General features: G+C 67.3%; 9 protein-coding genes. 3 read left to right on the top strand and 6 right to left on the bottom strand.

The window, feature by feature from the left end:
• Nucleotides 1–471 precede the first annotated feature (471 nt).
• On the top strand, nucleotides 472–2,019 hold the full coding sequence (locus HUA78_RS45950; RefSeq protein ID WP_217442544.1) for a hypothetical protein: 1,548 nt from the start codon (nucleotides 472–474) through the stop codon (nucleotides 2,017–2,019).
• Nucleotides 2,020–2,220: 201 nt separating this feature from the next.
• Here HUA78_RS45950 and HUA78_RS19970 read toward each other — a convergent pair whose 3' ends face one another.
• The 3 genes from HUA78_RS19970 to HUA78_RS19960 form a co-directional block, all read right to left on the bottom strand.
• A complete protein-coding gene (locus tag HUA78_RS19970) occupies nucleotides 2,221–3,309 on the bottom strand; it encodes a hypothetical protein (RefSeq protein WP_174464530.1) in 1,089 nt (362 codons plus the stop codon).
• Nucleotides 3,310–3,510: 201 nt separating this feature from the next.
• Nucleotides 3,511–4,851, bottom strand: coding sequence for a PQQ-dependent sugar dehydrogenase (locus tag HUA78_RS19965; protein ID WP_174463809.1), 1,341 nt, complete (start codon nucleotides 4,849–4,851; stop codon nucleotides 3,511–3,513).
• A gap of 368 nt (nucleotides 4,852–5,219) precedes the next feature.
• On the bottom strand, nucleotides 5,220–6,161 hold the full coding sequence (locus HUA78_RS19960) for a hypothetical protein (RefSeq protein ID WP_174464531.1): 942 nt from the start codon (nucleotides 6,159–6,161) through the stop codon (nucleotides 5,220–5,222).
• A gap of 424 nt (nucleotides 6,162–6,585) precedes the next feature.
• Here HUA78_RS19960 and HUA78_RS19955 point away from each other — a divergent pair, with 424 nt between their 5' ends.
• Both HUA78_RS19955 and HUA78_RS19950 read left to right on the top strand, forming a co-directional pair.
• Complete coding sequence (locus tag HUA78_RS19955) at nucleotides 6,586–8,004, top strand: kelch repeat-containing protein (RefSeq protein WP_174464532.1); 1,419 nt, start codon at nucleotides 6,586–6,588, stop codon at nucleotides 8,002–8,004.
• Nucleotides 8,005–8,090: 86 nt separating this feature from the next.
• Nucleotides 8,091–9,410 (top strand): carboxypeptidase-like regulatory domain-containing protein, encoded by a 1,320-nt coding sequence (locus tag HUA78_RS19950; RefSeq protein ID WP_174464533.1) that lies wholly within the window; start codon nucleotides 8,091–8,093, stop codon nucleotides 9,408–9,410.
• 585 nt (nucleotides 9,411–9,995) lie between these two features.
• Here HUA78_RS19950 and HUA78_RS19945 read toward each other — a convergent pair.
• Genes HUA78_RS19945 through HUA78_RS19935 form a run of 3 tightly spaced genes read right to left on the bottom strand, consistent with a single transcriptional unit; the run spans nucleotide 9,996 to nucleotide 12,578 of the window.
• On the bottom strand, nucleotides 9,996–11,321 hold the full coding sequence (locus tag HUA78_RS19945; protein WP_174464534.1) for a tetratricopeptide repeat protein: 1,326 nt from the start codon (nucleotides 11,319–11,321) through the stop codon (nucleotides 9,996–9,998).
• Between the two features lie 49 nt (nucleotides 11,322–11,370).
• The gene (locus HUA78_RS19940) at nucleotides 11,371–11,748 is read right to left on the bottom strand and encodes a hypothetical protein (RefSeq protein ID WP_141641109.1); all 378 of its coding nucleotides are present in this window, start codon (nucleotides 11,746–11,748) and stop codon (nucleotides 11,371–11,373) included.
• A gap of 17 nt (nucleotides 11,749–11,765) precedes the next feature.
• Nucleotides 11,766–12,578 (bottom strand): DUF2092 domain-containing protein, encoded by an 813-nt coding sequence (locus HUA78_RS19935; protein ID WP_174464535.1) that lies wholly within the window; start codon nucleotides 12,576–12,578, stop codon nucleotides 11,766–11,768.
• Nucleotides 12,579–12,665 lie beyond the last annotated feature (87 nt).

The following is a 12,665-nucleotide window of genomic DNA, read 5'->3' as shown; positions in this document are numbered from 1 at the left end:
ACGATTGACGGAAACCTGGCGGGTCTGAAGGCGGCGCGTCAAGACTACCGTGCCTGCCGAGGCGACCGCGCACCTTCCCGTCGGGTCGTTGAACCGGAGCCGGTCATGGTCGAGAGCATGAAAGCACCGCTCCGCCACCTCGTCTCCGCGGTGGGCGGCGGGCCGTACTGAAGAACCCGGCCACGCGTCACGCGCGGAGCCGAGCACCTGGGCCGTGTTCCTCGAGGGGAACACGGCCCTTCGTGTTTCCGGGGTCCGGCGTCGCGGGTGCGCGCTGATGACTGGAGCCAGTCCCCTGATGACTGCAGTCATCGGCTGGGGGCCCAAGTGGAACACTCCGCTCCAGTGAAGTCGCGGGGTTGCGGAGACAGGATGGCTGGCATTCGCGCTGCAATGAGGGAATGCACGGGCGAGACGACGAACTCCTCGCCGCGACGGTCCCCCATCGCTGTCCTGAAACAGGTGACGCCCATGATCAAGACCAAGCCCTCGTCTCTCTCCCCCTCCAAGCTGCGTCAGAACACGCCGGACTCCGCCTCGGTCACCCCTCCGAAGAAGACGCCCTCCGCTGTCCCCGCGCAGCAGGACGCGAAGGTTCGCAACCCCTCGGGTGCGCCCTCGCAGGCGCAGCGGCCGACGGATGGGTTCGAGGGCAGGAACCCCGCGCCCGGCGGTCGGGGCACGCGCGCGCTGGATGCGCTCTCGAGTGTGTCGGGCGCCGCCCTGCCCGCGATGGAGACGCTTTCGAATGTGTCAGGCGCCGCCCTGCCTGCGATGCAGGCGTTCTCGCCCATGATGGCCGGAGGACAGCCCGCGATGCAGGCGCTCTCGCCCATGATGGCCGGAGGACTGCCGTCGATGGAGCAGCTCTCGCCCATGAACGCCCCCATGCGGATGGGCGGGATGCCTGCGATGGACACCCTCTCGCCCATGAACGCGCCCATGCCGAGGGGCCTACCCTCGATGGACGGGCTCCCGCAGGGTCTCGGGCTCCCCACCGCGCCGCCGATGATGACGCCGAACATGCTGGAGGGCATGCAGGTGCCCTCGCTGCCGGGCCTCGTCGACTTCGCTCCCCGTGGGCTGCCCTCGCAACTCCAGGACTTCGCTCCCCCGCCCTCGCTCCAGGACTTCGCTCCCCCGCCCTCGCTCCAGGACTTCGCTCCTCCGCCCTCGCTCCAGGAGCCCGTCAACCCCGCGCCGCGCGGGCTGCCCCCGCAGTTGAGGGACTTCGCGCCGGCCCGTGAGGCCACGCCGCGCGCCGCGCCGCAGGCCGAGCCGGAGTCCTCCGGCATCCCGAGCGCCAATGACAAGCGCCCGGCCGGGGACAAGCGCTCGGCGGCGCAGATCGTCGACGACTCGCCCGCGCTGAAGAACCTGGGCCGTCAGAAGGACATCAAGTTCGACCAGCTCTGCAAGCAGACGGGCATCGACCCCAAGCTGGACCTGAAGGACGCGAAGCAGAACCCGGACGCGGTGTTCCGCCTGGCCAAGGTGCTGGAGTTCATCGACAGCGCGAAGGCGTCGACCGGTGGGGACCGGGACAGCAAGGTGAAGAACGGCAAGGGTGACGGCAACATCGAGGGCATCACGAAGAGCGGTGATGCGCGGCACGGCACCGAGGCCGGAATGGTGAAGGACTTCGCCGAGCAGGGTTACTCGTTCCTGGGCGAGCAGAAGCTGCCGACGACGAAGGACACGCACGTCAAGGCGGACGGGAGCAACAAGGACAACTTCCAGTGGGCCGCGGGTGAGGCGGGCAAGCACCTGTGGTTCCTGCCGGCGGTGAGCAACGTGCTGACGGGCATCGGCAACTCGGAGGGTGGCGCGAAGGGCGTCTTCGAGGGCGCGGCCAAGGGCTACGTCAACACGCTGAAGGGCGCCGCGGAGGGGGTCCTCGGGGCCGTCACGACGGGCCGGGTGAACCCGGCCTCGCTCCTGCTCGGTGGCGCGGCGGGCGCGCTGGCCAACACGGAGGCCGCTCCGCAGCCGGTGAAGGACATCGCCAGCATGCTGTGAGCTTGAATCGAAGTGGGTGACCCGAGCGGGGGATCTGCTCGGTAGAGGGGCCTTCGGAGCAACCTTGCGGCGGCAGGGAAGCTCCGAGGGCCTTTCTATTTCTGGGACCGCGATGCGCCGTCCTGAGTCAGCCATGCGTCTCCAAGGACGTGGCTGAGGGTTCACGTGCATTGACTGCCGGATCAGGCCGAAATCATCGGCCTATTTCCCAGGAGGAGTTTCACCCCTCAGCCACTTGACGAGCCGCGTGCGCTGCCGGCCCCTCAGGCTGCTCATGACCGACACCTGCTCGAGGTCCCAATCGCTCCGCAGCCGCTTCGCGGCCAGGGCCATCCACTCGGGGAACCGCGTGGGCTCGCAGGCCCCCAGCCCGAGCGTGTCGTTCTGGAGCCTCTCGCTGTCGAAGTCGAAGACCGGCACGATTCGCCCTGGCTCCCCGTCCGGGCCCCAGGTGGACATGGAGAAGCTGAACCAGACCGGAGCCCGGCTGTCGACCGTCAGATGACAGTGGTAGCGGTAGGTCATCGACCGCGCGTCTCCCTCTTCGCCGCCCGTCGCGTAGAGCTTGAACCAGAAGACGTCCAGTTCGCCGAACCCCAGCGCGCGCGCCAGCTCCAGCGCCGGCGAGCGGGCACGACGCGCCTGGAGCAGCGCCTCCATCCGCTCGAACAGGGCATCCAGGGCCGGCGTGGAGCGCGCGTGGGTCCGCAGGTCCTCCAGCCTGTCCAACTCCCACCCCTGAGACTGCACCGCCCGCTCGACATGGGGGATGAGCGCGTCGAGCGACGCCTCGGACGCGTCGATGGTCAGCACCGCCAGCATGTCCAGGGACACCTCCTCGCTGGCCACGACGACGGTCTGGATCGCCTGGAGCAGTACGGGGTTCTCCGCCAGCCCCTGGAGCTTCGTCTTGCGCTGCTTCGAGCCCCAGCCATACGTCACATTCAAATCCAGCATCCCCTGGAGCGCTGTCCGCCACGACGCACACAGGGCCTCGTCGGAGCCCTCCCGGTCCACGCTCTCGCGCAGGAAGAAGACCGCCGGACGCACATCCCTCGCGAGCCGCTCCAGCACCGCGCGGATGACAGGCGCGGGCAACCGCTGACAGTGCTGCCCGAAGGACCCGAAGAACGAGCGGTCCGCTGGAAGGAGCTGCAGCGCCGCCCCCGCCGCGAGCATTGGGTCCACGTCCACCGGGAGCTTCTTGAGCACCTTGCTGAGGCGCTCCCAGTCCGGCGCCGGCTCCCCCAGCAGCGCGTGGAGTTCCTCCGAGGCACGTCGTCGACTCATTCCTCCACGTCTACCAGAGCCCCACCCGCACCGCCCCCCGGAGGCGCACACACCCGGGAAGGGGCTGACGCGCGAGGCCCCTGACGGCCAATCGCCAAACGACCGGTCGCCACCACGCCCCTCTCAGCGCGGCGCCGGGACGCGCTCCCCGAGGACCCAGTCACTTGGGGAGCGCGAATCCCGCCGCGGTGGGCGGAAACCTCAGCGCGGTGTGACCTTGAGCAGCTTGCCATTGGTGGCGTCGGTCAGCAGGTAGAGGGCTCCATCGGGCCCCTGCACCACCTCGCGGATGCGCTCGTTGCGGCCCTTGAGGAGATGCTCCTCGCCCACCACGCGGTCATTGCGAATCATGAGCCGCACGAGGGCCTGACTGACCAGACCGCCCACGAAGATGTCGTTGCGCCACTCGGGGAACAGGGTCCCCGTGTAGATGGCCATCCCCGAGGGGGCAATCACGGGGTCCCAGTAGTACACGGGCTGCTCCATGCCCGGGCCCTGCGGGCTGTCGTGGATGGGCGCGCCGGAGTACTCCTCGCCATACCCGATGGTGGGCCAGCCATAGTCCTTGCCCGCCTCGGGCCGGTTGAGCTCATCCCCTCCCTTGGGCCCCATCTCCACCGTCCACAGCCGGTTCTGGCTGTCGAGCGCCGCCGACAGGATGTTGCGGTGACCCACCGACCAGATTTCGGGCTTCGCGCCCTGGGTGTTCACGAACGGGTTGTCCTGGGGCACCGAGCCGTCGGGATGGATGCGAACCACCTTGCCGAAGTGGCTCTTCACGTCCCGCGCCTGCACCCGGCCCGCGAGGATGGAGCGCTCTCCGAGCGTGACGAACAGCTTGCCGTCGGGGGTGAACACCAGCCGTCCCCCCGAGTGCAGCGTCGACTCGAGTGTCGGCATCATTCGGAAGATGACCTGAACGTTTTCCACGCGAGGCTGCGAGCCCTCCTCCACGAGCTTCGCGCGCGCCACCGCCAGCCCGTTGCCACCCTGGCGTGGCTCGGCATAGGTCCAGTAGACGAGTTTGCTCTGCGCGTAGTCGGGACCGACCTCCACGTCGAGCAGTCCGCCCTGGCCACGGGCATCCACGGCGGGCAGCCCCGTGACAGCGGGAGACTTCGCGCCCTGCGGAGTGACGATGTAGAGCGAGCCGGTGGCCTTCTCCGTCACGAGCATGCGCTGGTCGGGCAGGAAGGCGATGGCCCAGGGGTTCCTGAAGCCAGAAGCAATCTCGGTGACCTGGATTGCCGTCTTCGATTGAATGGCCGGCGCGCGTGTCTGCTCGGGGAAGGCTCGAGAGAACTCGGGCACGTTGGGCGGACCCTGCGGAACCTCAGGACCGCTGGGAAGCGGATCCGGCGGGACACCCGCGTCTTCCGGCGGGACACCCGCGTCTTCCGGCGGGACACCCGCGTCTTCCGGCGGGACACCCGAATCCTGTTGGGGGACGCCCGAGTCTTGGGGCGTTGGCGTGGGGTCAGGGTCCTCGCTGCAACCAGCGAGGAGGGCGGCGACGATGAGGGGCACCGAGAGGATGCGCATGCGACTCTCTCCTGGGGGGATGGGGCGGCGGGAAGGTGCTGACCTGCCTGCTGGCGCGCAAGTCTCGTGGCGGGAAGGCCGCGATTCAACCCACGGCCGTGCGGTGCCGGGCATCCGACGATGTAAAATCACCGTGTCACGGGAGGAGACGGAGGGAATGGGCCAGGGGGAGCACCTGGCACACCGGACCTCACTTCGCGCCTGGGAGTGCGGACAGCGCGGCTCCCTGCGGCGCGAGCGGAAGGGAGCATCCGGCGGACGTCACCCGTCGGTCGGACACGCTTCCGTGGCGCTCCCGCACTTCGTGTGGTGGGTCCGTGAGCGTTTGGGGCGCCACCCAGAAACCCCAGTGTCCATTCACGGTCGCTTCATTCGCAGTTCTTGCCGCAGACGCTCCCGACCTTTTCTACACAGAGGCTGTCCCAAGAAACGGAGCAGCAGAATGGATCGACCGCGCAGATCGCTGAAACGCAGTCAGCCTTCGCACTGTCACAGTGGTTCACGAGAGAGGCACCTGGCGTGCAGAGCGAATGCGCACAAGTGCCGTCCGATTCTGCGCACGTCAGGCTGCCACAGACTGTTCGGACCTCGCCCACACAACGGCTGTCCCATGAGGAACTGCAGCAGTACGCGTCGGCCGTGCAGACCGACGAGACACACGGGTCGGAAGCCGGTGACAACGGAACTCCGGACGTGCACTTGTCGTGTATGGGGGCGCGCGCCCCGATGGAGAGGGACGTTCCGCTGCTCACGATCACCGCGGTCACCGCCGTGGGGGCCGAGGCGGAAGCAAGGCCAAAGAAGAAGCTCTTTTTTCCAGTCCCGGGACTTCCTCCAGCGCAAACCGGGGTTGCGAAGGTGAAGGTGAATTCATTGCCCACCTTGTTGGCGGAGGAGAGCCCGATGGTGCCGCTCCCACCGGAAGTCACGACATAGACCTGATCGGTCGGCCCCGTGCCGTTGTACTGAAAGGAGGCCACAGGACCGAAGGAGACTCGTAGCGACTGGACGCAAGGGATGTGGGTGATGCCGGTGGCATTGGTCAGGTCGACCACGTACTCGTAGCCGTAGTACCCCTGAGCCGGGGCACCGGTCGCTCCTGTGAATGTGCGCGTCTGCAAGCGCGCGGTCCCGGAGGTTCCTGGCAGAGGGATGGTGGCGCTCGAGTCGGTGACAGACAGCGTGCAACGGGTGTCGAAGACACAGTTGATCGCTGGTGCACCGACATTGACGACGCTGAGAGCTTCGGCTGCGGCAGGCTTCGACAGGACAAGCAGCGTCAACGACACAATCAATTGGATGCGAAGCATGTCATGACCCCACGTGTATTCATTGTGTTCGACATCAGGCTGGACCTTGCTTCTTCCGCAGCTCTGCCATCCCACAACCCGGCTCGCACCTGCGCAGCAAGGCTAGACGGAGAGCGTACAAAGGAAAAGTCTCGGTGCTATGACAATCTTCGTGAAAGCAGACCACTCTCGGTGGTGGAGTGACGCAAGAGTGATGGATTACCCTCCGGGCGGCCGTTTCCGATCTCGCCGGACATGTTGGTGCTTCACGCCCACACGGTGACCCACGGGTTCCAGGATGAGACGATGTCGCTGCCTCTCAGCAACGTCATACGTGGAATCCACGATAGTAATTACCTAGCTGCAATCCATGAATAAGTGATAATTAGCACACCATCCGTGAACGGGGGTGCGCATGTCAGTGAACAAAAACCTTTCCAGCCGCATGGCCTTCATCATTTCCCTGCTCATCGCCAGCGTGGCGTGGAGTGGGGCCTGGGCAGCGGGTTGGTCGCCTGCGGCGCCGATGTTGGGTCTCCGGTCGCTCCACAGCGCGACCCGGCTGGCGAATGGCAATGTGCTGGTGGCAGGCGGCTTCTACATCACGACGACCTGGAACTTCCCGACCGCCGCCGAGCAGTACAACCCCTCGACCAACACGTGGACATCGGCCGGCACCCTGCTCCGTGGACGCCGGGCCCATACCGCCACCCTGTTGCAGGACGGTAGGGTGCTCGTCACGGGAGGAGAGAGCCCCACCGGCACCCTGGCCCAGGCCGAGCTGTACAACCCGGCGACCAACTCGTGGACGGACGTGGCCTCCATGATCAGCCCGCGCGCCTTCCATACGGCGGTCCGGCTGCAGAACGGGAAGGTGCTGGTCGCCGGGGGCGCTCCCGTCAATTCGTCGACGAACGCGGCCGAGCTGTACGACCCGGCGACCAACATCTGGACGGCCGTGCCTTCCATGAGCAGCGCCCGCAAGCAGCACAGCGCGGCCCTGCTGGAGGATGGAAGGGTGCTGGTGGCGGGGGGCTACAGCGGGGGGACTCCCTTCTGGTCCAGCGCCGAGGTGTACAACCCGGCGACCAACTCCTGGTCGTCCGTGGGCTCCATGAGCACGGCCCGAGCGCTGTTCCCCCTTGCGGTCCTCCCCACCGGCAAGGTGCTGGCGGTGGGGGGAAACAGCGGAACGGGCCTGCCGCCCAGTGTGGATGCATTCGACCCTGCGACCAACACCTGGGCCCCGGTGGCGCCCATGGGAATCGGTCGCTACATGCACACCGCGACCGTGCTCGCGAACGGTCAGGTCCTGGCGGCGGGGGCCTATAGCCGGGACAGCGCCGAGCTCTACGCACCGGCGACCAACACCTGGACGAGCGCCGGCGTGATGAGCAGCCCCCGCGGTGAGCACACCGCGACCCTGCTCGCCAATGGGAAGGTCCTGGTGACGGGCGGAACCGGTGGCAGCGGCCATCTCGCGACGGCCGACCTGTATTCGCCCGACGTGGGGAGCGACCTGGGGAGCAGCCTGGGCTCGGGGCTGGTGCAGGCGGACACGTGCACCGCCACCAACGATTCCACGCCCGCGTGCAGCGCCGGCAGCACCGCGCCAGACCGGAGCTTCACCTGGACGGCGCCCTCGTCCGGCACCTTCACCGTGTCGACGACGGGCTCCTCCTTCGACACCGTGCTGTCCCTCTTCGACGCGAACACCGGCGCGGCGCTCGGATGCAACGACGACGTGAACGCCAGCACGTTCCAGTCGTCCGTCGCCGTGACGCTCTCGGCGGGACGGCAGCTTCGCATCGTCGTGGATGGCTACCGGACGCGGTGCGGCACCCTCACCCTCAACATCCAGTAGTCGCGGCCAGTCAGGGCGGGGCGCCTCCGGAGACGACGGGGGCGCGGTGGATTCGTGTCTGTTCAAACCCAGCATGGAGGCTTGCCATGAATCTGAGACGTCTGTGCAGCATCTTCGTCGTGCCCGCGCTGCTTGCGACTGGCTGCGGAGCGCTGGAGGACTCGAAGGCCGTGGGCGATGAGACGCGGGAGGCTAACGCGGACCTCGCCACGTCGGCCGTCTTCTCGGGCACGGTGCGCAACTCGGCGGGCGCCGTGCAGGCGGGCGTCACGGTGGTCATCAACGGAATCTCCCGGACCACGGACACCACCGGCCGGTACTTCATGTCCGTCGTGGCGTCGGCCAACGGCTACGTCCTCACCCTCCGGAAGAACGGACTGGCCTCGGCGACCGAGTTCTATTCGGCGAGCAAGACGAGCCTCAACCACACCCTTGAGACGGGCTTCGTGCAGACCGTCAGCCCGACGGTGGACAGCACGGTGACCACGCCCAGCGGCGTGAAGGTGAACCTGAAGGCGAACACGCTCGTCAACGCCAGCGGCGTGCCGGCCACGGGCCCGGTCAGCATCACCGTCGCGAGTTATGACCCGATGCGCATGCCTGGCGACTTCACGGCGGTGAACTCCAGCGGGCAGCAGGTCGCGCTCGAGTCCGTGGGCGCCGTCTTCGTGGGCGCCACCGATGCCAGCGGCGCGGCCCTCAACCTGGCGACGGGTGCCACCGCGACGGGCTTCATCCCCGTGCCCACGCAGGTGGGTAGCATGCCGGCGTGTGTCTCCGACGGCACCTGTCGACTCGCGATGTGGAAGTTCAACGAGACGACGGGCAAGTGGGAGGAGAAGTCCGCCAGCATGCAGTTCGGCCCAACGGGCACCACCTTCACCATGCAGGGCACGAGCAGCATCTCCGGCGCCGTCCCCATCAGCACGGGCGGGCTGGGCATGTGGAACGCGGACATCGAGAAGCGCGAGCCCGCCTGCACCATTATCGAACTCGTGGGTTTCCCGGAGACCTGCTTCGGCACGACGGGCACCGTCCAGTTCAGCCTGAAGCTGCCCAACGCTGCGGGCACGCTCATGCCGCGCACCGACACGATGTCCCAGGCGTCGCCCTTCATCGTGCTCTACAACATCCGCGCGAACGCCTTGCAGGAGGTGGGAATCACGTTCCCGGCCGGCGCTCCCACGAACTGCGCGAAGAACCTGGACATCTCCTCCACGCCCGCCGCCTCGGCCGGCTACCCCTTGTACACCACGGCGGGCGGAGTCACCCGGTTCAACTCGGGCGCTCCGTGGGGAGGCACCGGCTACCCGAAGGACCCGAGCGGCAACATGATCGACTTCGACGACGTGGCCCAGGGCACGCACCCCTGCAAGTCGCGCGTGCAGTTCACGACAGAGCTGTAGTCGCTTCCCACCGGCCTGTCCCCTCAAGTCCCGAGCGGGACAGGCCGCTCGTCGCTCGGCGTCGAAGCCTCCGACCGTTCGATTCGGAGGGAAATGACTCACAGGGAATGCGGCACCCGGACAAGGAGAAACCCGATGAACAGTGATTGTGGCTGGAGAAGTGTTCTTCTTGGCGCCTGCGCTGTCCTGAGCCTGTCCTGCGGTGAAGGCCCGCTGCCCGAGGAGGAACGGGCGGGTGCTGGCATCCCGGGAAATGAGGTCGGTACCGTGGATGCGGATCTCCACGGTCATATCGAGCATGGACGGCAGCACCCGTTCAGTCTGCCGCACGCGCTGACGATAGGGGCGCTCCAGTCGCCTGGACCTATTCCAGGATGCGCCCATGCTGGAGCACGGACACGATTCGCTCCTCCTGGGTGGGGGATGCGGGTTGGCCCTGGAGCGAGGGCCAACCCACCCGTTGAATCAGTTGCGGACGATGATGTAGCTGAGCCGAAGCCAATGAAGCTCACGTCGCGCGAGACCAGCAGGGAGCTCACCTGGCCCGCGTTTACGACCGACAGGCCCTTGTTGGAATAGCGGTACTCACTTCGCGCCTGGGAGCGAGGACAGCGCGGCGCGCACCGCGTCCACCGCGTACTGGGAGAACTCCCGCTGCATCCTGGGCAGCCGCTCCGCCTCCGCGAGCGCCGTCTCCAGGTCCTTGCGCGCCTCGTCCTCGCGTCCCGCCCGCTCCAGCGTCCGCGCCCGACTCAGCCAGACCGCCAACCGTCGGCCGCCCTGGGCCCGCTTCAGCGCACGGTCCGTCGCGGCGAGCGCCTCGTCATAGCGGCCGAGCTCTCGGAGGTTCGCGGCCACCCGTGTACTGGCGGAGAAGTCGTCCGGGAGCTCGCGCTCCGTCTGGACGAAGAGTTCGAGGGTGTCCGCCAGGTGCCCGCTCAACTCGGCGGCGCTGTAGAGCTGCGAGTCCCACGCTGCCCTGCCCCGCGCGGTGGTCTCCTCGGCGCGGTACGCGAGCACCTTCGCGTAGTACTCCTCGGAGAGCTTCCGGGCGCCCTCCTTGTCGCCCCTCGCCGCGAGCAGGTCCGCCATGGAGTCGTAGAGCCAGGTCTGGCTCTTCGTGCCGTGCTTCTGGGCCTGCTCGAAGGCCTTCTCGAAGTAGACCTCCAGCGCCTTCATGGCCGGCGCGGCCCAGGGCTTGGGTTCGTTGGCGTAGCTCGCGCACGAATAGCCGGTGCTCGCCGGGCCCGCTTGCCCCTCCTCGTCGAGGCTGGGGACGGTCCTCACCGCGTACTCCGCGCAGGCCTGGAAGGCCTCCGCGTTCCACAGTGCATTGAGCGCGGACTCCACCGCCCGGGTGCGACGGATCCAATCCCTGGGGCCCTGCTCCACCGCCTCCTGATACTTCCGCGCGGCCAGTTCGTGCTCCCTCCGGGCATGGGCGCGGTCGCCCTCGAGCAGCAGCAGCTCCGGCCCCGACACCTGGGCGCTCAGCGCGCGCCGCGCATCGTCGAGCAACGCCAGGACATCCTCCAGCGCCGCGCCTCCCATCCAGCGCACCGCGGGAGTCTCCGTCTCGGAGTCGAGCACCAGCAACGTGGGCAGGTTGTCCACCGGGAAGCGCTCGAGGAGCGGCTCATTGATGGGGTCATCCACGTCCACCGCGAGCAGGACATAGTCCTTCGCCTTCGCGATGAAGTCTGGCGCGGCGAAGACCTGGGCCTCCATGGTCCGACAGGGCGGACACCACACCGCGCCGAAGTCGACGAAGAGCGGCTTGTGCTCGGCGCGGGCCTGGGCGATCGCCGCGGTGTAGTCGTTCTGGATGAACGTCGCGTATTCGGGCGGACGTGCTTTCGTGGTGGCACAGCCCACGAGGACCATGAGGCAGACGGGGAGGAGTCGCTTCATGGGAAGCGACTCTAGTCCACCGCCCTGCCCCATCCACCGGGCTCGCGGCTCACCTGGGCGGGTTCACCACGACGTAGGAGACCTCGGTACCGGAGTAGCGAGGCTGGTACCAGGTGCCTTCGCAGTTCTGGTACGTGACGCCGCTGACCACGGCCGTTGAACACGCCGGAGGAAGCGAGCGGGCCACTGAGCCAATGGCCGCCGCTGTGACAGTGGCGGTCGCCGTCACGGCGGCGGCCGTCGCGACCGGGTGATAGTTCCGGTCGACATCCACGTCGATGTCGCGGTGCACGTCGACATCCCGATTGACGTTGGAATTGACGTGAGTCCTCGTCGTGGTGCGGACCGCACGCGCCTCGGCGCTTCCTGCGAGCAGTCCGAAGCCAAGGACGACCGCGAGGGACTTCAGGAATGAATGGGGGCTCATGGGTTCAGGCTCCTGGCTCACGGGCTTCTTCCGGGATTCGACGGGCCTGCATCGAATTGAATCCGGTGGGAGCCCTTCGGGGGGTTGAACGCGAACACCGCGTTGCCGACGTTGGGCTTCAGGTTCCAATCGAGGACCGCGACGTGCTGAGGCTGCGTGGGGTCCTGGGTGTTCGTGATGACGAGCTTCCGAGGCAGGGGCTTGTCCCCCTTCTCGATCCAGACCTGCCAGTCCACGCCTTGCTGCTTGAAGGCGTACTGCTCGGTCTCCACGCCGTCGATGGTGGCGGGCCCCACGTCGATAGCCGACTGGATGTCCTTGATGCCGCTCTTGTCCGTCCCCCAGTAGAAGAGGTCGACCAATGGAATCTCGACACCGTAGCGATGCTCGGCGGTGGCGATGGTCTGCGCCAGCGTGGGAGGAGCATCGAACGAGGCGTAGTAACCGCCCTTCGGGCCATTCACCGTGAAGGTCTTCCCGTCATAGAAGAACTGGCGCTGCTTCCGGTCAGACTTGATGTCGACCCTGAGCTTGTCGGGGCGGCGCGCGCGGAGCTCTGCTTCCGAGGACAGCTGGATCTTCTGACCACTGTCCAGGACCTCGTCCGTGGTCGTCTCCGCCGTGATCGCGAATGCAGGCAAGCTCCTCAGGAAGCCGCCCATCTCCTCCAAGGCCTTGATGGCGTTGGGGTCGACCGCGGGAGCATCCTGGGGACCCGCGGCTGCCTGCCCTGGTGCCGCGAGCGCGGGCGACAAACCACTCACCAGTCCGCCCGCGCAGAGCACCAGCGAAAGCAGCCGCTTCTTCGAACCAATGCCTTGAAGCCCCATACCGAACGCCTCCCCTGCGGATGTCCAGAAGTCAGCTCCGCATCAACTTGGAGATGCGTGGGGCATGAGCAAGTCCAGGCGGGCCTT

Source organism: Myxococcus sp. CA033, assembly GCF_013336625.1.
Classification (GTDB): domain Bacteria; phylum Myxococcota; class Myxococcia; order Myxococcales; family Myxococcaceae; genus Myxococcus; species Myxococcus llanfairpwllgwyngyllgogerychwyrndrobwllllantysiliogogogochensis.
Note: the sequence above shows the minus strand (reverse complement) of the source record. Positions and strands in the feature narration are given on the sequence as shown.